Source organism: Bacillus cereus group sp. MYBK14-1 (assembly GCF_051916885.1).
Lineage (GTDB): Bacteria > Bacillota > Bacilli > Bacillales > Bacillaceae_G > Bacillus_A > Bacillus_A cereus.
The window spans coordinates 67232-92525 of sequence record NZ_JBQAHM010000005.1 but is presented as its reverse complement, the minus strand read 5'-3'; the positions used below and the strand labels follow the sequence as shown (position 1 = coordinate 92525).

Below are 25294 nucleotides of genomic sequence, written 5' to 3'. Positions count from 1 at the left end.
TCTCTCTTTGTTTAAAATGATTAAATATAATAATCAGGATTTTCAACCATTTTATTTATAAATTCCTCTAAAGAATCCGCTATTTTTGTAGAACTCGAGTAAATAGGACATTGGCCTAATTCATTTTCTTCTTTGAATTTAATTGTTAAAAAATTCAATTCTGTTACTTCAAAGAAAACCAGCGATTCTTCATCATCAACACCATCTATGTTGGGGTTGTATTCATAAATATCTTCCCTTAAACGAAAATCAGAAACCGAAAATGGGTCCATAAATCTATTAAAAAAGAACCTATCTGATGCTTCTAAAAAACCATAACCAATTTCCTTGTAAAAATCTTTTAATTCTTTAGGGAATTTCATTTTTAACAACTCTTCTGCCTCTTCTATTTCCTCACTTTTTAAAGGATAGAAAATAGGTGTTTTGTCAGATTTTACACCTTCATTAGCTACAACATACTTTTTCAAAAAATCAAACATAGCTTTCGTTACCTCCATTAATTACTTTTTAAAAATTTCTCTTGAGATACTGTCCTTAGCGTGTATACCACCTTGATGTTCATCAGGGTATTTAGCTGGGTGCATATTCCACCATTCATGTTCTCCGCCATGTGCATTTTCAACAAAATGATGTGCATCAAATGGCTTATCAATTCTCCGTGATACTTTACCTCTTCTCGAAATAACTTCCTCCGTATATGTAGGCCATGTTTGGCCTGTTTCTTTTTCCCATTCAGCTATCAGCTTATTTTTTAGAGTATTGAACTCAGCCCTTCTTTGATCTACTTCTTCTTTGCTTAATCGTTCATAAGCATTCTTTTCTAAAGCTTCCTGAAGTAATTCTCTTTGATTTTCAGGGATTTTTCTGTTTGTTATTTCTTCTACTTGGCTAAGATATTCTTGGAATCTAGGTGTATTTAAATTACCAGGGTCAGCAAACATAAATGTATTACGTGCTTCTTCTAAAGAATTAAAAGAAGTTTTTGGAATATCTCTAAACTCACTAACGCTAGCATATGCAAAGCGATCTCCCATTTGCAATTTATTTGTAAAATGCGAAATACCTGCTGAGAATTTTGCTACACTCGCACCCTTTGCGAGTGTAGTGACTTTGCTTATTCCTTTATCACCAATAAGTCCTAAACCAACTTGAGTTAAAGCATAACTTCCCCATTTTGCACGACTTTCTGCGTCACCATTTATTACATCATTAATAAATGAATCTGACAATACATTATACATGGTACTAAGGGTATCAATAGGGTGCAGGGCGGCATTCCCCATGTTTTCCCACGTCTCCCATTTACCAAGTGCCTTAAATCCTTCTAGTGTATCTTCAACAGCTTGTCCCGTACCTTCTACAATACCATCCCAAACCTTTTCTATTGTAGATTTTCCAGGGGGTTTACCACACATTGCCCCTTCTTGGATATTTCCATCATATGAAGTATCTGTGGTACGGAATTTCTCAGCAATTCGTTTTAATTCTTCTTCCACATTTGTGATTGCATTGATAGAGGTAAATGCTTTTGGTCTTGCACCATTGAACATTTGGACGAAATTTTGATTAGAAGCACCTACCCATTGATAACATAAATAATCAATTTGATTACATAAGTCGTTATGTATGGATTCTAACGCGTTTCTAGTGTTATTTGCACGATTAGCAACTTCTTCTAGCATTTCAGGTGTTACTTTGATTTGAACCATTTCTTTCCTCCCTTTCCCCAATTAAAATTATGAGATAAAAAGAAAAAAATGTAAATACAGAAACTTTGGATTAGTATAATAATATTTACGTGAAATAAAATCTGCTTAATTGTAAATGAAGCCTATGTATATGTTTAATGTTTTTTTACAAAAGAATAGTTTTATAAAAATGTTATCTGATTCTATAGGTAGGTACGTATATCTTGATTTTCATCTTTATAGATGTTAGTGTAAATATACACCGTTTCTTATTGATCTATGAACCAGTATCTGTAGAACGAATAGATTAATTTAAAAAATCCCCTTTTGCATCCATATGCAGAAGGGGATTTTTATTTTTATGAGATTTAAAATTTACTTTTAGATAATGCTTTAAGTACGGGTTTTACAATTAAACCTATTAAACGAAATCCTTTGAATATAGAGCGTACAACCTTCATAATATACCCTCCCTAAAAAATAGTCATTCTATTTATTTATTTTATTTAAAGCTTTATCCATTTGGCGTTCGTTTGCTTGTGTAGCACTACTTGTCGCATTTTCTACACCGCGGTAGTTGTATTTAGAGTTTTGCCAGAAGTCGAAAGCGAAATCTTTTAATGGCTTTTCTGATGCATTTTTATCAACAACTTGTGATTTGAAAATATTCGTTAACATGTACTCATGGTTAGATATATCTTTAATATAATTTTTATCTTTATATTCTTTAATAATGGCATCGCCAAACTGTTTTACTTCATCTTTAGATGGTTTGTAATCGTGAGCATATTTACTTACCTCATCAAACTTCTCATTTGGATTTTTATTACTTAATGCAACTTCTTTAATTTTTTCTTCCCATTTAGCTGTTGATGTAACAGTTTCCTTTGTTTTGTCTTTTGATTTTGGGTCGTCATTAGCGATATCGATAATCATTATGACAACAAGGATTGCAAAAATCGCAATAATACCTAGACAACCAAATTTGAAAAATTTCTTCATAAATTGTTCCCCCTAGTTAATGTTAATAACTGTATCATTATATCAAATTTTAGGGATTTCTGTATTATCTATATTATCTAAATAAAAACGAGCTGAATGGGAGTCCAACTCGTTTTGTCCCTTTTTCTCAGTGACGCCCCACATTTGCCCCACTTTATAGAAAAAGATAGAAAATGATTAGAAAAGCTCATGGACTAAAACGTTGATATAGCAAGTTATTTGTAATGATAAAAAAACAAATAAAAGGGGGGTATGTATTTTTAGGGCGAGTACAATAAAAGAAATAAAAAAGTGCTAACAAGTTTGCAAACGAACTTGCTAACACTTATACGGAATAGGCATAAAATATCGCTGATATGTCACCTTCAATAATAGTTAAAATCAATTAGAAAACACTAAATCGAAATGCTTATAAAATCAAATTGAATATACGTGGTATTGTAATAAATTCAAGCGCAATTTGCTTTGGATAAAAAAGTATTTGAGTTAAATCTAGAGCATGTATTAATAGTATCATGAAGCTTGTAAGAATGATAAAACTACCCCAAAAGAAACTTTTTGAAGTGTTGCGGAAATCTTTTATTAAAGAAAAGAATGAAAAAAATGCGGTAACAATGAGAATAAAAAATTTATACTTATCAGCCATTGTGATCCTCCTAAAGAACAGTAATTTATATTATATCGTATTTTTCAATATTATTATAAAAAGATTTTAAAGTGAATAATAAGAAAAAAATAAAGCCATAACTTAAAATCTTAGTTTAGGTTCTATTGTTTGAATTCTTTGTTTTAGAAGGTATAAAATCTGAAATTGAAAATTTTCCAAATGAACTACCATTTTTTATTTCTGATCCAACATCAAGTGCTTAATGAAATGGTATGAAAGATTATAGGCTAGTGATACGAGATTAAATAAGAGGAATTTCCGTGCAGCAAGAGTTCTAGCTCAGATTTCTACTAGAGAAAAGTATTTAGTTGGAGTTGGTATGTTAATAAAAAACGGATGGATGTCGAAACTAAATATTCATGACATTAAGGACAAAGATCAGGAAATATAATTTGGTATTCTGGGAATAACCGGAGATCCGTAGTTAAGGTTGCATAGTATTTGTATTTTTTTTCTAATTTTTCAATTGTTGTTAAGTGATGAGAACCTAATCCGCGTCGTACACTATGTTGAGAAAGAGTAGGCCCGATTTGTAATTTTCGTTTTTTCATTGCATCGTTCCATGGACTATAAAAAAATTTAAAAATAAAAGCAGGTTCCATGTAAATGCTATAAGGATAATGCGAACCATGTCTCCCGACTCTATAGTTCCCGTGCGAATTATTGTGAATTAATCTACCGTTAAGATATAGTTGGTTTGGATTAGGTTGAATTATTATGCCGTGATAACGTTGTTTAACAAGCGGAGAGCTATATCTTGGATTAGTGTAGCCATGAGTCGGTTCATCAATCATCATAATCATTCTTATTGAAAACATATTGCCGCCCATAGTGTTAAGTGATTTGAAAAATTGTTCTTTATTATAACAGCACAGGAATTCTGTCGTATTCAATACCATTTTCCATCCTGTAATTTCTCTTTCAATTTCCATAACTTCTTGATCAACTAAATAAGCATCAAATTCGAATGATTTTGAGTTTCGTATTTCCCAATTAGGAGCGAATGTTTTACAGATTTCAACTGAACGATCAGTGGATCCACGGTTAATAAGAATGCCATGATCAAATAGCTTTGTATGGTGCATTAACCACCACGGAAGTAAATATTCTTCATTGTAAAAATGAGAAATTAAAGTAGTCTTAATCAAAATCACCTCCGTATTTAACCTGCTTCTTATTTAATATAATATGGAAGGAAACCTATTGTTAGAAGGTTTCCTCTTAAAAGTTTTAAACCACATAGGGTATGTGGATGGATTAGTATGTAAAGTAGTCTGAATGATAAAGAGTGGTATTAAAAAGTACAAAATCTAAAATGAGCATCGAATTAGTGTATAACGATTGAAACGGCACTGAAAACTAATAAAACAGCCATAATGATGTTAAATAATTGATTATGTTTTAATAAAAGTTTTTGGAACATGGAACCAAAAAGGCTCCAACTAAATGTACTCAGTAAACCGACTATACCTAGAAATAATGAGAAAAGTAGAAAACTTGAATATGAATTGTAGTAAGGGAGTATAAAAGTAGAGACTACTGTGAGTCCGAATAATATTCCTTTAGGGTTAATAAATTGAAGGAAAATACCCACTGTAAATAAGTTTTTATTATTTTTTTCATTGTGACCGGCACCGCCTTTACTAGTAATTATTTTAAAGGCTAAATATAGCATATACGCGACACCTAAAATTTTTAAAGGAAATTCAATTATAGGGATAATATTAATTAATACAATATTAAAGAAACTGCATAAAGAAGTGAGGATGAAAAAACCGAATGCTACTCCAAAGCAAAAGTTTATGCTTCTCTTTAATCCATGTTGATTTGCGTATGTCATAGCTAAGAAATTGTTGGGACCAGGTGTGAAGCTACTTATAAATACAAATAACAAAAAAGAAAATATAGGCATTTCAAAACCCCCTATTTTTTGTGTGTTATAATGACTGAAAAGAACAATATAACGTGTGCTTTTTATTATACATAACGGTCGTTATATTGTATACAGTGTAGGAGTGTTTTTTATGGAAGAAATTCAACTTATTCTGGCAAAAAATTTAAAATCAATACGTGAAAAAGAAAAATTAAGTTTAGAAAAGGTCTCTCAATTAACAGGTGTAAGTAAAACAATGATTGGACAGATAGAAAGAGGAGATTCAAGCCCGACACTAACAACAATATGGAAAATTGCTAATGGTTTGAAAGTATCATTTACCTCTTTAATTAATAATCCACAGCCTGATACGAAAGTAGTTTTACGAAATGATGTTCAAGTATTGTCTGAAGACAATGGGAGATATAAGGTGTATCCCTCATTTCCTTTCCAAGATAATAGGAATTTTGAAATCTATATGGTTGAAATTGATACAGAAGGGAAATTAAGTTCAGAAGCGCATAAAGAAGGAACAGAAGAGTTTATAACGGTATTTGAAGGGAAATTGACAATTGACATAAACGATTGTCAATATACGTTAAATAATGGAGACTCAATTCGCTTTAAGGCGGATAGACCGCATACTTATACTAATTCAGGAAGAACATTAACGCGGTTAAGTATGACTATTTATTATCCAGCTTTATAAGCTGGCAATAATATAAAGAGTAAATGTGTATTGTTAAAACCATCTATAAGAGATGGTTTTATTTTTTGAATATAAAAAAAGACACTCAATTGAGTGTCAATATAGTATTGCTCTCGCGTATAGGATTGGAGATGTTCCTCAAATACATATTGAGATGGTCTGTAAAGAAGAAACGATCTTCATCTTTAATGTAACACCGACATGGGGGAAGTGTAAATTGATAATATATATACGGAAAATTTAGTATAGATGTTTTCTACTATGGATATAGTACAATTTATTTTTATTACGTCATCACTCTCGTAATATTTACCAATTGAGTATTTAGATTGTTTATTATAAAAAGAATGAATCATTTTTTAATCAATTCGTATAATTGTAAGAGAGGCACCTGTTGATCCACCTCCAACTAAATTCACGACAGATAATATACCAAATAATTGTAGTGAAATTGTATTACCAGCATTTAAATTAGTAATTAAATTATTACTATAATTTGAAGTTGATAAAGCGGGAGAAAAAATAGAGCCAGGAATTGGCGTAGAAGCGTTTAATAGTAGTCTAGTTCCAGCAAGTAGAGCGGTTGTCGTATTAACTTGATAGGTTAAATGATATCTTCCAGTTACAGGAATTGTAAATACGTCATTTGAAGCGTTAACTGTAAAATTACCAAGACTTTGGTTATTTGAAAGTGGAATGTTTGTTCCTCCTAATATGACTGAAACAGGACCACCTGATGTATTATTAGCGAACATAGAGTTTGTTGTAACGATAGACCCAGTACTTCCGGTAGGCCCAGTACTTCCGGTAGGCCCAGTACTTCCGGTAGGCCCAGTACTTCCGGTAGGCCCAGTACTTCCGGTAGATCCAGTACTCCCGGTAAGCCCAGTACTTCCAGTAGACCCCGTAGGTCCAGTAAGCCTGTAAGGGAAAATAATGTCAAGGGCCATTGACATTATTTCTTTTTTTCTAATTTCATTATTATCTTGAATATAAATCACCTCATCTTTTTAAATAAGAATGTAATAGATTTAGTACTTTTTAAATAGAATGATTAATTTATTATATTAATTAAAGCGGTTATAGCAACGGTAAAATGTTTAATATATGTAATAATTCTTTGGGAAGAAAAAAGAGAATAGTTATAAAGTTATTCTTTAATGATAGGGTCATAATGATGTGTATGAATTAAAAAACATGTGGAATGAGGTATTAAATTGAAACGCAATGACAATTTATCATTGAATAAGGGGATGATAGGCCCAGAAAATATTGGACCTACATTTCCGATTCTTCCACCAATTTATATTCCAACCGGAGCAACAGGCCCGACTGGAATAACGGGGCCGACCGGAATAACAGGCCCAACCGGAGTAACAGGCCCAACCGGAATAACGGGCCCGACCGGAGCAACAGGTCCAACTGGAGAAACGGGACCAACCGGAGAAACGGGGCCGATCGGAGTAACAGGCCCGACTGGAATAACAGGCCCAACCGGAGCAACAGGCCCGACTGGAATAACGGGCCCGACCGGAGCAACAGGTCCAACTGGAGAAACGGGCCCGACTGGAATAACGGGACCAACCGGAGCAACAGGCCCAACCGGAATAACGGGCCCGACCGGAGCAACAGGTCCAACTGGAGAAACGGGCCCGACTGGAATAACGGGACCAACCGGAGCAACGGGCCCGACTGGAATAACGGGACCAACCGGAGAAACAGGCCCAACCGGAGAAACAGGCCCGACTGGAATAACGGGCCCGACCGGAGAAACAGGCCCAACCGGAGAAACAGGCCCGACTGGAATAACAGGCCCAACCGGAGAAACAGGCCCGACTGGAATAACAGGCCCAACCGGAGCAACAGGCCCGACTGGAATAACGGGACTAACCGGAGTAACCGGGCTAACCGGAGAAACAGGACCAACCGGAGCAACGGGCCCGACTGGAATAACGGGACCAACCGGAGCAACAGGTCCTACCGGGGGGATTGGCCCTATAACAACCACCAATTTGTTATATTACACTTTTGCGGATGGAGAGAAGCTTATATATACAGATGCTGACGGGATACCTCAATATGGTACAACGAATATTTTGTCTCCTAGTGAAGTTTCTTATATTAATTTGTTTGTTAATGGAATACTGCAGCCACAACCATTATATGAAGTGAGTACTGGTAAATTAACTTTATTGGATACGCAACCACCATCGCAAGGATCTTCAATTATATTACAATTTATTATTATTAATTAAAAGGACAGATCCTTAATGAAAAGGAATCTGTCCTTTTTGTTTTATATTTAAATAGTTAAAATTAAGTGAAGGTACATTCAATTTCTAGCTGTCATAAATGGTTGAATGATAGGAATTTTAACTTCAATTCTTTTCATAGTGTATTGGAATAAAATATAAAATGAATTTTTCAATATAGTATATGAGAGTTCTCTATAATACAAAGGGCTTCATGTTTAAAAAGAGAACACAATCTTAGTAAAGAAATAATGTATATTTATATGAAAAAATGGCACTGTTAATTGTTGAGTATATTCAAATTAATATGTGTATTTAAACCTAAGAGATAAACGTGGAAAAATAAAATAAACCCGTAAGTTTAGGTATTTAATCTAAGCAGTCAATTATTAAAAACATATAATTAATATGTGAGTCATGAACATAATTAAATAACGTTTTTAAGTTTAATTATATTTCATGTTTCCTATTTTAAGTCAATATATAACACATACTCTTTTACAACTTTATGATCCTTATAATAGGAAAAACTCAAATATAAAACAAGTAAGGAGGACATAAATGACAAGTAATAATTGTTTCGGTCATAACCACTGCAATAATCCGATTGTTTTCACTCCAGATTGTTGTAACAATCCACAAACAGTTCCGATTACTAGTGAGCAATTAGGTAGATTAATTACTTTACTAAACTCTTTAATTTCGGCTATTGCAGCGTTTTTTGCAAATCCAAGTGATGCAAACAGATTAGCTTTACTCAATTTGTTTACTCAACTATTGAACTTACTAAATGAATTAGCACCTTCTCCAGAAGGGAATTTCTTAAAACAATTAATTCAAAGTATTATTAATTTACTACAATCTCCTAACCCAAATCTAAGTCAATTACTTTCTTTATTACAACAATTCTACAGTGCTCTTGCACCATTCTTCTTCTCTTTAATTATTGACCCTGCAAGTTTACAACTTTTATTAAACTTATTAACTCAATTAATTGGTGCTACTCCAGGAGGCGGAGCAACAGGTCCAACAGGTCCAGGAGGTGGAGCGACAGGTCCAACAGGTCCAACAGGTCCAGGAGGCGGAGCGACAGGTCCAACAGGAGCAACAGGCCCAACAGGAGCGACAGGTCCAGCAGGTACTGGTGGAGCAACAGGTTTAACAGGAGCAACAGGCCCAACGGGAGCAACAGGTTTAACAGGAGCAACAGGTTTAACAGGAGCAACAGGTTTAACAGGAGCAACAGGCTTAACAGGAGCGACAGGTCCAACAGGAGCAACAGGCCCAACAGGAGCAACAGGCCCAACGGGAGCAACAGGTTTAACAGGAGCAACAGGCTTAACAGGAGCAACGGGTGCAACTGGTGGCGGAGCTATTATTCCGTTTGCTTCAGGTACAACACCAGCAGCGTTAGTTAATGCGTTAGTAGCTAATACAGGAACTCTTCTTGGATTTGGATTTAGTCAGCCTGGTATAGCATTAACGGGTGGAACAAGTATCACATTAGCATTAGGTGTAGGTGATTATGCATTTGTAGCACCACGAGCAGGGGTTATTACGTCATTAGCAGGTTTCTTTAGTGCAACAGCTGCATTAGCTCCATTATCACCTGTTCAAGTGCAAATACAAATATTAACTGCACCTGCAGCAAGCAATACGTTTACAGTACAAGGCGCACCTCTTTTATTAACACCAGCATTTGCCGCAATAGCGATTGGTTCTACAGCATCAGGAATCATACCTGAAGCTATTCCAGTAGCGGCTGGGGATAAAATACTGTTATATGTTTCATTAACAGCAGCAAGTCCAATAGCTGCAGTTGCTGGATTTGTAAGTGCAGGTATTAATATCGTTTAATTTGTTACATTTAGTAGGAAATTAAACAGGGGTTTGTATATAGTCCTTCCTAATAAATTTAGGAAGGACTATATTTTTTGGGGAAATAAGTAATAAATCCATTGAACAATTACTCTTTGTTAAGTTCGTATAAAAAAGTATAATTTACCCTTTCTCATTTAAGGAATAAGTTATGTAACTTTAAAAATTTCCGATCAGCAAAAAAAGATGAATTCTTTTAAAAGAATTCATCCATAAAATAAACTATTTATTTTTATTACAGTTACATCCTTTTTTCTTTACATAGCCTTGCTCGGCTAAGTCTCTTTGCGATTGGGAATTGGAAGATTGAGAATTGGAAGATTGAGAGGATGCTGAAGAGCTACTATTTTTATTATAAGAGTAGTTTTTTCGATAGTTATAATTACTCATAGTACTATCACCTCCAATTTAATATATAAATATTATATGTATGTACACTATCAATTGTTACTATTATTAATAGGAAGAGAACATACAATAAAAAAATCTCCTTGGTATTTTCCTAGGAGATAAATGATGATTCTTTTGAAAATTTACAAATTAATAGCCCCAGTAAAGAGGAAAGTAATAAGAATCTTGGTGATACGGATTCTGTTGTTGAGCGAGGGGCTGGGTTGGATAATTTTTCATTTCACGGTTTTGATTGCAGTTTGCCGGAGGACCAATTACGGTAGTTGATTGGATAGGGGAAACCGCTTGTTTCCATTGTTGTTCATTGAGACAATAAGTATGGGCCATCATATGAGCTGGAGTTAACCTTAAAATGTCAGAACCGAAAATAACTTCTGGAGTTGGAGCATTGAAAATAGCTAATAAATGAGTATTATCTGCTGTAGCAATTTCATAATGCCACCACGCTTGTGGAATGTTGGCAACTTGCCCGGGTTTTATCGGTAAGTTTAATATTTGATTCGTAAATGGATTAAGTAAAGAAACAACAGCAGACCCTGAAATACAATAAACAAGTTCAGCTGCATTTTGATGAATATGTGGTTCTACAACATTTCCTGTACTTAAATAAATATCTAATAAAGAAGTATTTTCTAAAGTGTTTAATTGTTTAATACCAAGTACATTTATATAATTTTGGGCATCTTTCCGAAAAAAATTACTTTTATTTACATCATAAGTAAAATTGGTTGAGGGGGAGGTATAGTCGATGTTGGCAGTCAATTGTATTACCCGCCTTTCTATAGGTAAGTTAGGTTACAAAATTAGGATATGTGTCTAGTCTTTGTTTTGTGCTGTTGTCGGTAGCTTAATAAATTCACTTATTCCATAAAGAATAAAGTATAAAGATTAAACTATATTCGTATTCCCATTCATACTTTGGATTGATGGAAAAAAGTAATGAAAATGTTAATTTAAAAGTACATCAATCATTTATAAGGAGTGAATGTTCATGTCATTTAGTGAAATGATTAGAAATGAAGTACTCAGCTGGGCGGGTGTTTCTGAAAAACCGCATCGATTTGGTGGTATTGAAATAAATTATGGCAAGAAAGAACTTGGCCATCTTCATGGTGATAAATTAGCTGATTTACCATTTCCGAAGTTAAAGCGAGATGAATTAGTGAAGCAAGGCTTGGTAAAACCACATCACGTATTACCTGAATCAGGATGGATCAGTTATTATTTAAAGAGTGAAGAGGATATTCCATTTGCAATTGAGTTATTTCGTATGCAATATGACCGAATTAAAAAGTAATGAAATATAGTAGGGTAATAAAAATTTATTTTTATGTCACATCCCTCCTTAATCGTTCGTCTTGTATGTAGAACGATTAAGGAGGGATTTTATTATGAAGAAATTTGATGTAGCAATTGTTGGCGGTGGGCTTGCTGGATTAACAGCATCTATATATTTAGCGAAAGTTGGAAGGAAAGTGATTGTATTAGAAAAGTCCAGTCAATTCGGTGGCCGAGGGATGACTACAAATAAAAATGGAGTCTGCATGAATCTTGGTGCACATGCTTTATATAGAGGCGGGGCAGCGTTTATAACTTTTAATGAGCTCGGTATGACTCTTCCAGGTGGAATACCATCTACAAAAGCACATGGAATATGGAAAGGGGATATATTCACCATCCCAACAGATTTTCGCTCAATTTTATCAACACCACTACTTTCTTGGTCTGCAAAAGTACAATTCTCACGTCTTATGATTCGTTTAGGAAATTTAGATGTAGGAGAAGTTCCGAAAATGAGTCTAACTACATGGGCAGAAAATGAAATAAAAGATCCAATGGTTCGCAATATATTTTATGCGCTATGCCGGACAACAACATATACGTTTGCTCCTACAATACAATTAGCATCATCTGTACTAAGGCAAATACAGCTTTCTATAAAAGAAGGAGTGCTTTATGTAGATGGTGGTTGGGAGACGATAATAACAAAATTAAGAGCTATAGCAAATGATATCGGGGTGCAGTTTTTGGCTAAAAAGCATGTTGTGGAAATTGAGCATTCCGAAGGTAAACAAAGAATACATTGTGTTGATGATGAGGTTTTTGAAGTAGGTACAGTCATCGTGACGACTCCGCCGAAAGAGGCTTGTAAAATAATAAAAGGTGCAGAAGGAACAAGTTTGCATAAATGGAGTGAACAATCGGTACCGGTTACTGTTGGTGCATTAGATATTGGCTTGAGACAATTACCCAATCCTACACATCAATTTGTATTAGGATTAGATCAACCTATATTTTTCACAAATCAATCGAGAGCAGCTAAATTAAGTGAAGACGGATCAATTGCAGTGAGTCTAATTAAGTACCATAATCCTGTGCTAGAGATGAATCATATTCATGAAGATAAAGAACAGTTGGAAAGTACGATGGAGTTGTTACACCCAAATTGGAAAAGAGAAGTTGTTGCACAGCAATATTTACCGAAAATAACAGTAGTACATGATTTTCCTCATATTGACCGTGTTGAAAAGCCGGGTCCTAATATACCTGAAATGCCAGGTGTTTATGTTGCAGGAGATTGGGCAGGGCATGATGAAATATTAGCTGATGCTGCGGTAGCAAGCGGGAAACGTGCAGCGTTACACATTTTAAAGCAATATGAAAGTGAGGCAGTTCATCATGGAAACGGAGCAGTTATATGAAGCGTATCAACCATTATTATTTTCGTTATCATACAGAATCCTTGGGAGTGTTATGGATGCTGAGGATATCGTTCAGGATGTATTTATATCGCTAAATAATATAGAAGATCCACAATCTATAGAAAATATGAAAGCATATTTATGTAAGATGGCGACAAATCGTTCAATTGATAAATTACGATCGGCAGCGCATAAACGTAACGTGTATGTAGGGATGTGGTTACCAGAGCCACTTGTAGAAGAGAGTGATGAGCCATCAAAGTCATTTATAATGAAAGAATCCCTTTCCACCGCATATTTATTACTTTTACAACAACTATCTGAGGTAGAAAGGATTGTTTTCATATTAAGAGAGGTTTTCAGTTATGAATACGAAGAAATAGCTTCAATTGTTGATAAGAGTAGTGTGAACTGCAGGAAGATCTTTCAACGTGCACGAAAAAGCATGTTGGAGAAACCGAAGCAATCAAAATTAAGCACGGAGAAAATGGCTTCTTATGTTGAAAAGTTTGTAGCATCATTACAGTGTGGGGATACGGAAGGTATGTTGGAAGTATTAAAAACAGATGCTATACTCAAAGCTGATGGTGGCGGTAAAGTTACGACTGCGATCAATCCAATTTATTCTGCAGATCGAATTATACGTTTGTTCTTTGGAATTGCACAACGATTGACAGAAGAGTACACTGTTGATTTCAAAATGGTAAATGGTATACCAGGAGTTATAGTTACAATAAATAATAAAGTAACATATGTTCTTTCGTTTGCATTTGAGGATGAGAAGATTTCAAATATTTATATGATGGTTAATCCTGAAAAACTTATGCATTTAAATGTAAAAATATAAAAAAGCGCATTTCTTCAGAAATGCGTTTTTTATTATTTTTCTAACATTTCAAGAGGTACATCTTTTTCGCCAGCTACCTCAAATTTAATTTCCCCGTCTTCTTCATAAATACGTGTAATAATCGGTATAGTAATCATTAATTTTTTATGCTGCTTTCGTTTTCGAGCAGCATCTAAGCTAATCACGTTCATTTGTAAGCATCCTTTCTTCTGGAAATATATAAACAAAGAAAATGCGTCCGAAAAGGGCGCTTAATTGAATTTGAAATACCGATTCATTTAAATGGGGTTTATATAATTTAATAACTGCAATTTTTATATGAAATAATATGAATGGAATAATTGCACGTAGAAATTAACTTTACCAAAAAACGAAACAATATGCTATAAAAAATTATAAATCTTTGTCATATAACAGGAAAAAGGTTTTTGTTTCGCATATAATAAAAAGTAGACGGGCAGCAAGAGTTTTTTCATCATATTGCTTGGAAAGGCGATGAAAAGAATGGATACAGTAGATTCATTATTATTGCAACTTGAACAATATGGAGAAGAGCATGATCGAAATAAAAAAACAAGGGAAGAAAAATTACGGAATGTTTCTCGTGAGATGGGGCAATTTTTATCAATTTTAGTAAAAGGGTGTAATGCAAAAAATATCTTAGAAATTGGAACTTCTAATGGTTATTCTACATTGTGGTTGGCTAATGCGGTAGAAGAAACAAATGGAAATGTAACAACTGTAGAGCTTTCTTCAGAACGAGTTGGAGAGGCACTTGTCAATTTTGAAAAGGCAAACCTGTTACAAAGAATTGATATTCATAATCAAGAAGCAGGGGCATTTTTAGATTCCCAATTAGATCATTCATTTGATTTTATTTTCCTAGATTCAGAGCGCACGCAATACATGTGGTGGTTTGAGCATATAAAACGTATGTTACAACCAAAAGGCTTTCTTGTTGTTGATAATGCAACTTCTCATGCAAGTGAATTAGATGAGTTTATAAAAATGATTGAAGAAGATGATACGTTTGAAACAGTGTTATTAGCGTTTCAAAAGGGAGCATTTGTAGCTCGCAAAAATAAATAGAAGTGAGTGTAATAGAATTATCACATTGAAAACGGGTGAATGTCAAAAGATTGAGTGTAGCACGATTAAAAGAACGTAAATTATTTAGGAAATATATGAAGAATCCGCCTTCAGCATGTAGTTCTCTAGGTCTTAAGTCTGAGGAAAATTATGTTGATTACAGGTATACTTATAGTAAGAAACAGGGAATGACTGCATAAACAGACATTTCTAAAAAAATCGATTTCAAGCAATCAGAATGTGTATGAAATACGATATAATTGATGAAATATAGTGCATATAAATTCGCACATATAAATAAAGGAGCGATTTTGTTGACTGAACTCGAGAAAAAAGAACCTGTATCCATTGTGAAAGATAATAATGTAGAAGTAGTAGTTGATACAGTTATAAAAGATGAAGAATTAGAGGAACTAAATAAAGAAGCTGATCTTTATGTACAAAAGTTAAATAGCGAGCAAAATACAGATTTATCAAAAGTATTATCTCAGCTAGGAGATTTAGGGGATAAAGAGCAACAAGCAGCAGGACAAACGTTATCAGCTTTAAAACGCCCTGTAACAGCGATGATGAATGGGAAAAATGAAGAAATTCCAAATACATTGTTAGAATTACGAAAAGTGGTATCAGAGCTTGATCCCAATTCACTTAAAGCAAGTGGTATGAAGAAAATAATGTTTAAAGTATTCAAGAAAAATCCACTTGAAACATACGTGCATAAATATCAATCTATAGATAAACAAATCGAGGAAATTATTAGATCCCTTCTAATTGGCCGTGATAACTTACAAGAGGACACAGTTGGTCTTGAAATGTTAAAAGAACAATCGCACGATAAAATTCATGCGCTTGATAAACAAGTATACTTAGGGAAAAAGCTTGCTGGCATGCTTGAAGCTGAGAAACAAAATCCAGAGCGTCAAAGGGATATTCCGTTAATTAACGATGCATTAGAAAAGATACTTGTACGTACACGTAATATGCAGCAAGCGAAAAGTGTATTATTACAATCTATAGCTTCTGTAGACATCATTAAGAAAAATAATGAAAAATTAACAGAGGCAATACGTAATGCGATTACGATGACACAAAACGTTGTAACAGTTTCAGCTGCTATTCAGCTTGCATTAACGAATCAACGGAAAACAATTGATGCCGTAAATGCGACGAATGAAGCAATTGAATCGATGGTATTAAGTAATTCTCAAGCGTTAAAACAAAATACAGAAGAAACGACGAAATTGCTTGAAAACCCTGCTATTAGCATGGATAAATTACGTGAATCATTCCAAAATGTGTTCGCTGCAATTGAAGCATCTGAAAAATCGTCAGAACGTATTATTGAGTCAAGCAAGAAGTTCGTTATTGAACTAGACACATTTAATGATGAGATGAAGCAGAAACTCATTCAGCGTCCAAGGAAATAACGGATTATTAGAGGAGGTGAACAAATGAGTTTCATTCAAACAGTACTATTACTACTCGGTACATTGCTTTTAATAGCATTTACTGTCGTTGTTTTAGTCGTATACTTCGGGCGGAAACTGTATTTTTCATGGACGAAGCCATATAAAAGAGCGCAAGATTCTTTAGATAAGATATCAAACAAATCAATACCGTTTCTACAAGAATTTACACAACATCCACTGTTTTATCGCTGGATTCGCACCGAAGGAAAGAAAGAACAAAATACATTAAATACTCTATTTTGTGCATCAGGTCAACGTACGAGAGAGCAAGTCTTCTCGATGTTACCGAAAGAAAAGCAGAAAAAAGTGCATGTAATGGCAAAAACTACGAAAAAGCTTACGAATGAAGATATTGATGTGGCTGCGATGAAAGTGAAAGATTTCTTAAGACAAGAAGCGCAGCAAACTGTAAAACCGACAGACTTATCATTTTACAAATTGTATTTTTATGACCGTTATCCAGACGCATTAAATACAATTCAAGCGTATAAACGCTCAATAAATCCTTCATTACAAAGAACGGTTGATGATATTACAATTTCAGTATTAAATGCACTTCCGTACTATCAAGAGCAACGCATGTTTGAACAACAACATAAACTTGAAACATTCTTAATGAAAGATTTAACGGCCATGTTATCGTTGGTAGTACAATTACCACCTTCACAAAGACCAGAGAAGGAAGAAGAACTGAAGATCTACTTGGAAAATTTCAAAAAAGAAATGGAAGTAGTAGAGCGAGATATTCGCGACTCAATTGATCACGATTTAAATGTGAAGATGAGAGCAGCGACTGAGAAGTTTAAGAATAAATAGAAGAGATCGCCTAAAAAGTTGAATGTTTCAGCTTTTAGGCGTTTTTTTTTTGTAAATTGAGAGCGTTTAATCTTTTGTAAAATTGTATATGCAAACGTAAATAAATGGTAAAATATAGAGTTTTTTTTTGTACTTTGTGTAAATAATTATTATAAAAGGGGTATGGTATTGTGTTATTTGAGTTAGTCATCCTATTTGTAATTTTATTTTTATTTCTGGGCTATCCCATTAGTAAAGCTTGGGATAGTTTCCAATCGAAGAAGGAAAATTCCTCAAGTATACTAAAGTTCGAGCCACAGGAAATATTATCAATATGTTTGAGTTATTTTATATTTGGTTTAGGCATTATGTGGAATGCAAATGATGTAAGAGGAGGAATACCATTACATAAATTTGAAAAGAACGGAATGATGTCTGATCAATATGCTTCTTTAGCACATGACCACATTGCTATAGTAGTTCTCTTAGTTATTTTAGGTGCGGTTTCGTATTGGAGATTAACGAAAGGCTTAACAAAACTTTCACCAATATTTTATATTTTTTATAGTACTTTAATGATAGTAAACATTGTATATACATTCATCTATATTACCCATACAGGCTTTGCCTTTTATACGGAACTCGGAGGATTGAGATACATTCCAGTCTTTTGTATTCAAGTTGGGATGCTTGCATTTAGTCTATTATTCTTAGCTAAATTAAGAAATACATTAGATTATTTCATACAATCTCAGCATGAGAAAGATTATACGCAGAGCAACAGAATTATATTATTGCTGTATCGTATTTCTTTTGGATATCAAAAAATGGCTACAGTCTGGATGATAAGTTTATTTCCTGTCTTGTTAATTGTTCAATTTATTTTAATACTGTTTGGCCAAAAACCAGATAGTTTTATAAGAGTGTTTATGGAAACAAGTAGTTTTAATTATTCTAAGATTCCTGCCCCAAGTCCTCAAATTGTCTCCGGGGATGGGCATTATTTATGTACAGTTTCTGTGAAAGGCCATAAAAACATCGTTAAGCCATTACGAGCATGGGGAAAGAATTACAGTTAATCGACAGTTATTAATTGCGAACGCTTTTGAAAATGTAATTGAGGAGCGGGTACCAAAATGTCATAAAGTGATTCGTAATTTTTATGATAAATACGGTTATCCAATTAGTAAACATATTAATACGAAATGGTCGGCTGATTTTGTTTATATTTTAATGAAGCCACTAGAATGGTTCTTCTTATTTGTACTTTACACAGTAGATAAAAATCCTGAGAATAGAATTCATATTCAATATAGTGAACTACGAAAATAAAAGTAAGAGCCCCCATTTTTTTGAATGCGGGCTCTTACTTTTATTTTGCTTGAATAGTAGATTTACTAGAAGCCACACTTTCATTATGCAATCGATCAACTGCAGTTACGACATAGGTATACGTTTCTCCGGAAATAGCGGTTTTATCTACATAAATTTCTCCAAGTTTTGTTTTTCTTACAGTAGTAAGTAAATTTTTGGGATTTTGTATATCCACTTCATTTTTCCCATTCACGCGGTAAATAGCGTAATAAGCAGAATCATTATCTCTATTGTCAATGATACCGATTGCAATACCTTCATCTCTTGGAATGGCGCCTTTTAAAGTCGGTTGTTTTGGTGGATCATGATCAAGCCAAGGCATAGGCGGGATTAATGCAGGATGTTTATATATGTTTTTTGAAAGTCTATCTTTAACTCCGAGTGGATTGTTATTAATATCTTTTAAGCTAAAATGCATACTACCTTTTATATCAGGATATAGCCGGTTTAATGCAATTTGTTTTGGATATTCTTCTGGATCAGACCAAGCAGGGACGGAGTTATTATTAATTTTATAGGCCGCTTGACCGATGTATAGGTGAAGCGGTTTGTTATTTGTTTCTTTAACCCACCAATCTACTAATATGTCATATGCAGCTGGGGTGAAACCTATATTCCAATATATTTGCGGTGTAATGTAGTCAATATATCCTTTTTGTATCCACTCACGTGTGTCAGCATAAAGGTCATCATAGTTTCTTTGGCCTGCGGTTGTGTTAGAGCCAGTGGGATCGTCAGCTATATTTCGCCATACGCCGAACGGACTAATGCCAAACTTTACATATGATTTTTCTTGTTTTATAGCAGTATTTAAATCTTTTACAAGTTCATTTACATTATTACGTCGCCAATCTTCTATATTTGTAAATCTACCATTATTATATGTTTCGTATGTTTTCTGATCTGGAAATTCTTCACCGGCTACTTTATATGGGTAAAAATAATCATCCATATGCAGCGCATCAATATCGTAATTTTGTACGATTTCTAAAGCGCCTTCTGTTATAAATTTTTTCACTTCCGGAATACCGGGATTGTAATATAACTTTCCGCCATAAGTGACAACCCAATCGGGATGTTGCCTTGCAGGGTGATTATTTGATAATCGATTTATATCGGTGTGATTCATCGTTATTCGGTATGGGTTAATCCAAGCGTGGAATTCTATATTTCTTTTATGAGTTTCTTCAATCATAAATGCGAGCGGGTCATAACCAGGATCTTTTCCTTGTGTTCCTGTAATGTATTCAGACCAAGGACCGTAATTTGAAGGATAGAAAGCATCAGCGGTTGGTTTAATTTGTACAACAACTGCATTCATACCAGTGCTTTTTACATCGTCTAATAATCTTATAAATTCTTGCTTCTGTTTTTCAATAGGTAAGCCAGTTTTTGAGGGCCAATCAATATTCAGAACTGATGCGATCCATACAGCACGTAATTCATGTTTTTTGTACGTAGTATTTACTTCAGCATAAGTAGAGTGAGGGGGAATGAAAGAGAAAGGGATGAACAAGATAACGATACAACATATCATTAATAAACGTTTAACGATCATTTATACGCCTCCCTATCATATGATTATTTAAAATAATATCTGAGGCGAGGTTGACCTTGCAATAGAGAAAATTGCATATTGAAACATTAATTTAATAGGAAAAATATTTTTAATGAAATTTACTTTCATTATAACTAAATTCATTTACTACTTCATATGCTTGTTAGTAAAGTGAAACTTCCTTTTATTTGAAGGGTAATAAATTATAAGTATAGGAGGATTAATAAATGAAAGTTTTGTTCGTCTGTTCTGGAGGAATGTCCAGTGCAATTGTTGTAAACGCTTTAAAAAAAGAAGCGGAGAAAAATGGTGTGAACATGGAAGTGCATGCAATTGGAACGAATGAGGTAGAGGAAGAAGTAAAGAATGGCTGGGATGTCGTAATGGTGGCACCTCAAATAAGACACCGATTTGACTCTGTAAAAAAATTTGCAGAGGAGGAATCTATTCCGTGTGGCATCATACCGCCGCAAGCATACACACCGCTTGGCGGCCCGACTTTATTAAAAACTGTAAATGAATTAATCAGTTAGGGGGAAACGTTATGAATAAGTTTGTCACGTTTCTTGATAAAAACTTATCTGGACCGATGGCAAGGCTTTCTGAGCAGAGACATTTACAAGCAATCCGTGATGGAGTTATTTCGGCGTTACCATTTATTATAGTAGGAAGCTTCTTTTTAATAGTAGCATTTCCACCACTGCCGAAAGATAGTTTTATATCAGTTTGGGCATTAAAGAATCAAACAAGTATATTGATACCATATCGTTTAACCATGTTTATTATGTCCTTATATATCGCATTTGGAATAGGATATAATTTAGCGAAAAGTTATAAATTAGATGCTTTATCAGGAGCACAGCTCGCGGTATGTTCACTACTTTTAACATTAACGCCTGAGTTAATTGATAAAAAAGGATTCATGCTTCCGATGACAAATCTCGGAGGTCATGGATTATTTGTGACGATGATTGTTTCTATTTTATCCGTAGAGATTTTAAGGTTTTGTAAGAAGAAAAATGTAATGATTAAAATGCCAGAACAAGTACCGCCATCTGTATCGCGTTCATTTGAAGCACTTATACCTGCAGCATTCGTTATTATTATAATGAGTCTAGTAACTGTCGTTTTTAGCATTGATTTACACCATGTTGTTGATAAATTAGCAGCACCATTAGTAAAAGCTGGGGATAGTTACTTCGGTGTAATGATTCCAGTGTTTTTAATTACGTTTTTTTGGTCATTCGGAATCCATGGTGTGTCGGTTGTTGGAACTGTTGCTCGGCCATTATGGGAAGTATACCTAGGGAAAAATGGTGAAGCAGTTGCTAGTGGAGCAGATCAGTTGCCATTTATTTCACCAGAGCCGTTATATCAATGGTTTATATGGATTGGCGGTTCTGGTGCGACGTTAGGGCTTGTATTAGCTATGATTGTATTTGGTCGATCGAAATATTCGAAAGCATTATCAAGAACTTGTATTGTTCCGGGTATTTTTAATATTAATGAACCAGTCATATTCGGATTACCGATTGTACTAAATCCAATTTTAATTATCCCATTTATCATTACACCACTTGTAACAGCAACTGTTGCATATTCAGCAACTGCGATGGGATTTGTAACACCAACGCATATTATGCCGCCATGGACATTACCTGCTCCAATTGGTGCATATTTAGCAACAGGTGGAGATTGGCGTGCGATTGTATTAGTTTTTATAAATATAGCAATATCGTTCCTTATTTATTTACCATTCTTTAAAATGTACGACAAAAATATGCTTGAAATTGAAAAAAATGGTGACGGGGAATCTGTTAATCCTTAATCTGCACGCTGTTATTTTGAGTGATAGACTTTTTGTCTATCACTTCTTTCACATTAAAACTAGAAAGGGGGAAATAGAATGAATATAAAATTTAGTTATAAAGGTGTATTTTTATTATTATTTGGAGTGATTTGTGCAAATTTACTTTTTGTCCCTTTATTAGGCATGCTAAATCTATCACAAATGCATAGTATCTGGCTTGTTACAAGTATTGCGGCAAGCGTTTTGCTTACGGTAGTTGTTTCTTTCATTGATGGATCGTTTGCATCGAAAGCTCAGTTGTTTTTTAGATTTATATTGTTTTCGATTGGTTGTACGTTCGTTACTTACATGATTGTTTTTTAGTAAATAGGAGGTCATGCACGTTATGTATATTGCAGGGGTAATGTCTGGTACTTCATTAGATGGAATAGATGTAGCGCTCGTTCATATAGAAGGAAGTGGTGTAGATTCTAAAATCGAACTCATCCATTTTACTACTGTTCCATTTTGTAATGATATGAAAAATGAGATCCAACAAGCGTTATCAATTGAAACTTCGAATGTCCAACTTATATGTAGTTTAAATTTTAAACTTGGTTTATGCTTCGCCAATGCTGTAAAGGAAGTTTGTAAAGAGGCCAATTTTCCTTTGAGACAATTAGATTTAATAGGCTCTCACGGACAAACGATTTATCATCAGCCAAAGCAAGAAGGGAATATTATTTCTTCAACATTGCAAATTGGGGAACCAGCAGTAATAGCATATGAAACGAACACGACGGTTATCTCGAATTTCCGAACGATGGACATGGCGGCAGGGGGACAAGGTGCACCACTTGTACCATATTCAGAGATTATTTTATATCGGCATCAAACTAAAAATAGACTACTACAAAATATTGGTGGGATTGGTAATGTTACAGTGGTTCCAAGTAAACGAAGTAAAGAGAGTGTTATTGCTTTCGATACTGGACCAGGCAACATGGTAATCGATGAAGTATGTCAAAGATTATTTCATGTACCATATGATCAAAATGGTTGGATTGCAAAGCAGGGGGTAGTTGTAGATGAAATTTTAACATACTGTATGAACCATCCATTTTTGAACATGAAACCACCAAAATCAACAGGTAGAGAACAGTTTGGAGAAGCGTTTGTGACTGAATTATTGAATCGATTTAAAAAGCATAGTAAAGAAAATATATTGGCAACTGTCACGATGTTTACAGCATGTTCAATTGTTCATCATTATAAGGCGTTTATTTTGCCGTATTATGAAATTGATGAGGTGATTTTAGGTGGTGGTGGAAGTTATAATAATACACTTGTTGAAATGTTACGGAATGGATTAAGAGAAGAGAAATGTAGCATATGTATACAAGAAGATATTGGTCATTCTTCAGCAGCGAAAGAAGCAATTGCATTTGCTATTTTAGCAAACGAAACGTATCATCGTAATCCGAGTAATGTGCCGAGCGCAACAGGTGCTAAGAATTCCATAATTTTAGGGAATATAACATTCCCTCCATACGCAAATGAAAATGAGGCGAACATATGAAGTATATGATTGGAGTAGATGGCGGGGGAACGAAGACCGAGGCAATTGCATTTGATAAAGACGGAAATGAACTTGTAAGAGCTACCAGTGGTTTTGGAAACATATTAATAGATTTTGAAGAAGCTCTTGTGCATATTATGGAAGCAATTAATCAATGCCAGAAGAGTTTAATAAATGGGCATTGTGTTTGTGTTTGTTTAGGATTAGCTGGTATAAGCGGAGCGAATACAAATGAATTAACATTACGTTTAAAAAAGAAATACGGAACAAAAATTGAAATTTTTAATGATGCAATGATCGCACATGCAGCTGCTTTAAAAGGTAAGGATGGAATATTAACTATAGGTGGTACAGGTGCAATTTGTATAGGAAAAAAAGGAGAAGTATATCAGTATAGCGGTGGATGGGGACATATTTTAGGAGATGAGGGGAGCGGATATTGGATTGCATTACAAGCTTTAAAGAAAATGGCAATTCAGTTCGATCAAGGAATCAGTCTTTGTCCATTGAGTTTGAATATTCAAAGGCAGTTTCAACTTTTGACACCGTCTCATATAAAAAGCTTAGTATATACTTCTTCTAAAGATAAAATTGCAGCAATCGCCCCATTAGTTATTCAGGAAGCGAGAGATGGCAATGATGATGCGCATGAAATTATGATGCAAGCTGGAAAGGAATTAGCAAGGATTACAGTAAATGTTTATAACAAGTTGAACTTTAAGCACTCAACGCCAATTGCAGTAAGTGGCAGTATATTGCGTTTAGTTCCTGAAATATTTGCTGTATTTAAGAAATGGTGTGAAGAAAGTATGAAAGAAATTACATTCGTATCACAAGCAGAAATGGCAGTGAAAGGAACATATTATTTAATGAGGGATATATATTTTTAAAAATAGGTATGAGAATTTTTGTATGATTTGTAAAAATATGATGTTAAAATGTATAAAGGGATGTATGTTAAAAACGTACAATATACGTAGTAATTGAATATTGTATATGTATTCCCATGTAGAAAGTGAATGATTACATGATTAATAGTATGCAGTTTTTATATTTGGTGGCTTCTTATTTAATTGGAAACATATTGACCGCATATATAGTAACAAAATTGAGACATAACGTTGATATTAGGGATGAAGGAAGCGGAAATCCTGGCGCAAGAAATATGGGGCGCGTATATGGAAAAGGGTATTTCATCGCTACATTTTTAGGTGATGCAATTAAAGGGGCAATCGTTGTTGCTGTAGCAAAATACCTTTTTGAAGATCCTACATTCGTAATGTTAACATTATTGACCGTTATTATTGGACATATTTATCCAGTTTTATTTAAAGGCAAGGGCGGTAAAGGTATTTCAACATTTATAGGAGGACTAATCGCATTTGATTATTTGATAGCGCTTACCCTCTTATGCATTTTTATTGTATTTTATTTAATATTTAAAGGGTTTACGAAGCCAGGACTAATTACGATTGCTTGTTTACCAATTTGTATGATTCTTTATTCTTATTCTATTGTTACCACTATATTAAGTGGAATAATTATTGTACTCATTCTATATGTAAATCGAGAATAAAATGAATGTTTAATAAGTGGGGATAATCTCCACTTA

Annotated in this window: 25 protein-coding genes and 1 pseudogene; 16 read left to right on the top strand and 10 right to left on the bottom strand. The window is 34.2% G+C overall.

The window, feature by feature from the left end; all coding sequences use genetic code 11:
* Positions 1-20: 20 nt before the first annotated feature.
* The 6 genes from ACTFR3_RS15320 to ACTFR3_RS15295 form a co-directional block, all read right to left on the bottom strand.
* Positions 21-479 carry an SMI1/KNR4 family protein gene (locus tag ACTFR3_RS15320; protein ID WP_440044540.1) on the bottom strand — a complete coding sequence of 153 codons (459 nt, stop codon included), beginning with the start codon at positions 477-479 and terminating at the stop codon, positions 21-23.
* A gap of 21 nt (positions 480-500) precedes the next feature.
* Positions 501-1709, bottom strand: a complete 1209-nt coding sequence (locus ACTFR3_RS15315; RefSeq protein ID WP_440044539.1) for a WXG100 family type VII secretion target — start codon at positions 1707-1709, stop codon at positions 501-503.
* A gap of 468 nt (positions 1710-2177) precedes the next feature.
* Positions 2178-2690 (bottom strand): hypothetical protein, encoded by a 513-nt coding sequence (locus ACTFR3_RS15310; RefSeq protein WP_197234734.1) that lies wholly within the window; start codon positions 2688-2690, stop codon positions 2178-2180.
* Positions 2691-3099: 409 nt separating this feature from the next.
* On the bottom strand, positions 3100-3336 hold the full coding sequence (locus ACTFR3_RS15305) for a hypothetical protein (RefSeq protein WP_000774113.1): 237 nt from the start codon (positions 3334-3336) through the stop codon (positions 3100-3102).
* A 386-nt stretch (positions 3337-3722) separates the two neighbouring features.
* Positions 3723-4505: a glycosyltransferase family 2 protein gene (locus ACTFR3_RS15300; RefSeq protein WP_000598280.1), complete on the bottom strand. Its 783-nt coding sequence runs from the start codon at positions 4503-4505 to the stop codon at positions 3723-3725.
* Positions 4506-4684: 179 nt separating this feature from the next.
* A complete protein-coding gene (locus ACTFR3_RS15295) occupies positions 4685-5269 on the bottom strand; it encodes a LysE family transporter (RefSeq protein WP_001121273.1) in 585 nt (194 codons plus the stop codon).
* 55 nt (positions 5270-5324) lie between these two features.
* Between ACTFR3_RS15295 and ACTFR3_RS15290 the strand changes: the two genes are divergently transcribed.
* Positions 5325-5939 (top strand): helix-turn-helix domain-containing protein, encoded by a 615-nt coding sequence (locus tag ACTFR3_RS15290; protein WP_113732221.1) that lies wholly within the window; start codon positions 5325-5327, stop codon positions 5937-5939.
* A 359-nt stretch (positions 5940-6298) separates the two neighbouring features.
* On the opposite strand, the gene ACTFR3_RS15285 is transcribed toward ACTFR3_RS15290, so the two are convergent.
* Positions 6299-6940 (bottom strand): BclA C-terminal domain-containing protein, encoded by a 642-nt coding sequence (locus tag ACTFR3_RS15285; RefSeq protein ID WP_440044537.1) that lies wholly within the window; start codon positions 6938-6940, stop codon positions 6299-6301.
* Between the two features lie 216 nt (positions 6941-7156).
* Here ACTFR3_RS15285 and ACTFR3_RS15280 point away from each other — a divergent pair, with 216 nt between their 5' ends.
* Together ACTFR3_RS15280 and ACTFR3_RS15275 are read left to right on the top strand one after the other, a co-directional pair.
* Positions 7157-8194 (top strand): DUF4183 domain-containing protein, encoded by a 1038-nt coding sequence (locus tag ACTFR3_RS15280; protein ID WP_440044535.1) that lies wholly within the window; start codon positions 7157-7159, stop codon positions 8192-8194.
* 558 nt (positions 8195-8752) lie between these two features.
* Positions 8753-10048 carry an exosporium glycoprotein BclB-related protein gene (locus tag ACTFR3_RS15275; protein WP_440044534.1) on the top strand — a complete coding sequence of 432 codons (1296 nt, stop codon included), beginning with the start codon at positions 8753-8755 and terminating at the stop codon, positions 10046-10048.
* A 561-nt stretch (positions 10049-10609) separates the two neighbouring features.
* Here ACTFR3_RS15275 and ACTFR3_RS15270 read toward each other — a convergent pair.
* Positions 10610-11242 carry a cupin domain-containing protein gene (locus tag ACTFR3_RS15270; protein ID WP_000126325.1) on the bottom strand — a complete coding sequence of 211 codons (633 nt, stop codon included), beginning with the start codon at positions 11240-11242 and terminating at the stop codon, positions 10610-10612.
* Positions 11243-11471: 229 nt separating this feature from the next.
* On the opposite strand from ACTFR3_RS15270, the gene ACTFR3_RS15265 reads away from it, so the two are divergent.
* From ACTFR3_RS15265 to ACTFR3_RS15255, 3 genes are all read left to right on the top strand, one after another.
* Entirely contained in the window at positions 11472-11777 is a 306-nt protein-coding gene (locus ACTFR3_RS15265; RefSeq protein WP_000010319.1) for a luciferase domain-containing protein, read from the top strand.
* A 94-nt stretch (positions 11778-11871) separates the two neighbouring features.
* Positions 11872-13182, top strand: a complete 1311-nt coding sequence (locus ACTFR3_RS15260) for a phytoene desaturase family protein (protein WP_440044532.1) — start codon at positions 11872-11874, stop codon at positions 13180-13182.
* On the top strand, positions 13160-14029 hold the full coding sequence (locus ACTFR3_RS15255) for a sigma-70 family RNA polymerase sigma factor (RefSeq protein WP_000447162.1): 870 nt from the start codon (positions 13160-13162) through the stop codon (positions 14027-14029). Before ACTFR3_RS15260 ends, ACTFR3_RS15255 begins: the two co-directional genes overlap by 23 nt.
* A gap of 32 nt (positions 14030-14061) precedes the next feature.
* Here the strand turns inward: ACTFR3_RS15255 and ACTFR3_RS15250 are convergent, their stop codons facing one another.
* Positions 14062-14220, bottom strand: a complete 159-nt coding sequence (locus tag ACTFR3_RS15250; RefSeq protein ID WP_001100984.1) for a hypothetical protein — start codon at positions 14218-14220, stop codon at positions 14062-14064.
* Between the two features lie 304 nt (positions 14221-14524).
* Here ACTFR3_RS15250 and ACTFR3_RS15245 point away from each other — a divergent pair, with 304 nt between their 5' ends.
* The 4 genes and pseudogenes from ACTFR3_RS15245 to ACTFR3_RS15230 all read left to right on the top strand — a co-directional run bounded on the left by ACTFR3_RS15245 (position 14525) and on the right by ACTFR3_RS15230 (position 18714).
* Positions 14525-15118: an O-methyltransferase gene (locus tag ACTFR3_RS15245; RefSeq protein WP_002094007.1), complete on the top strand. Its 594-nt coding sequence runs from the start codon at positions 14525-14527 to the stop codon at positions 15116-15118.
* Positions 15119-15432: 314 nt separating this feature from the next.
* Complete coding sequence (locus ACTFR3_RS15240; protein ID WP_000137407.1) at positions 15433-16545, top strand: toxic anion resistance protein; 1113 nt, start codon at positions 15433-15435, stop codon at positions 16543-16545.
* Positions 16546-16569: 24 nt separating this feature from the next.
* Positions 16570-17403, top strand: coding sequence for a DUF3974 domain-containing protein (locus ACTFR3_RS15235; RefSeq protein ID WP_000008369.1), 834 nt, complete (start codon positions 16570-16572; stop codon positions 17401-17403).
* Between the two features lie 170 nt (positions 17404-17573).
* Positions 17574-18714 (top strand): annotated as a pseudogene (locus tag ACTFR3_RS15230) (DUF6688 domain-containing protein).
* A gap of 40 nt (positions 18715-18754) precedes the next feature.
* Here the strand turns inward: ACTFR3_RS15230 and ACTFR3_RS15225 are convergent.
* A complete protein-coding gene (locus tag ACTFR3_RS15225; protein ID WP_025688153.1) occupies positions 18755-20314 on the bottom strand; it encodes a glycoside hydrolase family 10 protein in 1560 nt (519 codons plus the stop codon).
* A 227-nt stretch (positions 20315-20541) separates the two neighbouring features.
* On the opposite strand from ACTFR3_RS15225, the gene ACTFR3_RS15220 reads away from it, so the two are divergent.
* The 6 genes from ACTFR3_RS15220 (at position 20542) to plsY (ending at position 25258) form a co-directional block, all read left to right on the top strand.
* Positions 20542-20847 (top strand): PTS sugar transporter subunit IIB, encoded by a 306-nt coding sequence (locus ACTFR3_RS15220; RefSeq protein WP_000865907.1) that lies wholly within the window; start codon positions 20542-20544, stop codon positions 20845-20847.
* An 11-nt stretch (positions 20848-20858) separates the two neighbouring features.
* Positions 20859-22142 (top strand): PTS sugar transporter subunit IIC, encoded by a 1284-nt coding sequence (locus ACTFR3_RS15215; protein WP_001032280.1) that lies wholly within the window; start codon positions 20859-20861, stop codon positions 22140-22142.
* Positions 22143-22220: 78 nt separating this feature from the next.
* On the top strand, positions 22221-22487 hold the full coding sequence (locus ACTFR3_RS15210; RefSeq protein WP_001021963.1) for a hypothetical protein: 267 nt from the start codon (positions 22221-22223) through the stop codon (positions 22485-22487).
* Positions 22488-22509: 22 nt separating this feature from the next.
* Complete coding sequence (gene anmK / locus ACTFR3_RS15205) at positions 22510-23682, top strand: anhydro-N-acetylmuramic acid kinase AnmK (RefSeq protein WP_000274965.1); 1173 nt, start codon at positions 22510-22512, stop codon at positions 23680-23682.
* The gene (locus tag ACTFR3_RS15200; RefSeq protein WP_000876588.1) at positions 23679-24572 is read left to right on the top strand and encodes a BadF/BadG/BcrA/BcrD ATPase family protein; all 894 of its coding nucleotides are present in this window, start codon (positions 23679-23681) and stop codon (positions 24570-24572) included. Before anmK ends, ACTFR3_RS15200 begins: the two co-directional genes overlap by 4 nt.
* 137 nt (positions 24573-24709) lie before the next feature.
* Entirely contained in the window at positions 24710-25258 is a 549-nt protein-coding gene (gene plsY, locus ACTFR3_RS15195) for a glycerol-3-phosphate 1-O-acyltransferase PlsY (protein ID WP_025688161.1), read from the top strand.
* The last annotated feature ends 36 nt before the right edge of the window (positions 25259-25294 follow it).

What these genes read in the sequence shown, in the direction of transcription:
- ACTFR3_RS15295 (WP_001121273.1), bottom strand. Translation starts at nt 5,269, where the DNA reads ATGCCTATATTTTCTTTTTTGTTATTTGTATTTATAAGTAGCTTCACA.
- ACTFR3_RS15310 (WP_197234734.1), bottom strand. Translation starts at nt 2,690, where the DNA reads ATGAAGAAATTTTTCAAATTTGGTTGTCTAGGTATTATTGCGATTTTT.
- ACTFR3_RS15275 (WP_440044534.1), top strand. Translation starts at nt 8,753, where the DNA reads ATGACAAGTAATAATTGTTTCGGTCATAACCACTGCAATAATCCGATT.
- ACTFR3_RS15245 (WP_002094007.1), top strand. Translation starts at nt 14,525, where the DNA reads ATGAAAAGAATGGATACAGTAGATTCATTATTATTGCAACTTGAACAA.
- ACTFR3_RS15250 (WP_001100984.1), bottom strand. Translation starts at nt 14,220, where the DNA reads ATGAACGTGATTAGCTTAGATGCTGCTCGAAAACGAAAGCAGCATAAA.
- ACTFR3_RS15265 (WP_000010319.1), top strand. Translation starts at nt 11,472, where the DNA reads ATGTCATTTAGTGAAATGATTAGAAATGAAGTACTCAGCTGGGCGGGT.
- ACTFR3_RS15315 (WP_440044539.1), bottom strand. Translation starts at nt 1,709, where the DNA reads ATGGTTCAAATCAAAGTAACACCTGAAATGCTAGAAGAAGTTGCTAAT.
- ACTFR3_RS15235 (WP_000008369.1), top strand. Translation starts at nt 16,570, where the DNA reads ATGAGTTTCATTCAAACAGTACTATTACTACTCGGTACATTGCTTTTA.
- plsY (WP_025688161.1), top strand. Translation starts at nt 24,710, where the DNA reads ATGATTAATAGTATGCAGTTTTTATATTTGGTGGCTTCTTATTTAATT.
- ACTFR3_RS15255 (WP_000447162.1), top strand. Translation starts at nt 13,160, where the DNA reads ATGGAAACGGAGCAGTTATATGAAGCGTATCAACCATTATTATTTTCG.
- ACTFR3_RS15260 (WP_440044532.1), top strand. Translation starts at nt 11,872, where the DNA reads ATGAAGAAATTTGATGTAGCAATTGTTGGCGGTGGGCTTGCTGGATTA.
- ACTFR3_RS15200 (WP_000876588.1), top strand. Translation starts at nt 23,679, where the DNA reads ATGAAGTATATGATTGGAGTAGATGGCGGGGGAACGAAGACCGAGGCA.
- ACTFR3_RS15320 (WP_440044540.1), bottom strand. Translation starts at nt 479, where the DNA reads ATGTTTGATTTTTTGAAAAAGTATGTTGTAGCTAATGAAGGTGTAAAA.
- ACTFR3_RS15225 (WP_025688153.1), bottom strand. Translation starts at nt 20,314, where the DNA reads ATGATCGTTAAACGTTTATTAATGATATGTTGTATCGTTATCTTGTTC.
- anmK (WP_000274965.1), top strand. Translation starts at nt 22,510, where the DNA reads ATGTATATTGCAGGGGTAATGTCTGGTACTTCATTAGATGGAATAGAT.
- ACTFR3_RS15215 (WP_001032280.1), top strand. Translation starts at nt 20,859, where the DNA reads ATGAATAAGTTTGTCACGTTTCTTGATAAAAACTTATCTGGACCGATG.
- ACTFR3_RS15210 (WP_001021963.1), top strand. Translation starts at nt 22,221, where the DNA reads ATGAATATAAAATTTAGTTATAAAGGTGTATTTTTATTATTATTTGGA.
- ACTFR3_RS15220 (WP_000865907.1), top strand. Translation starts at nt 20,542, where the DNA reads ATGAAAGTTTTGTTCGTCTGTTCTGGAGGAATGTCCAGTGCAATTGTT.
- ACTFR3_RS15305 (WP_000774113.1), bottom strand. Translation starts at nt 3,336, where the DNA reads ATGGCTGATAAGTATAAATTTTTTATTCTCATTGTTACCGCATTTTTT.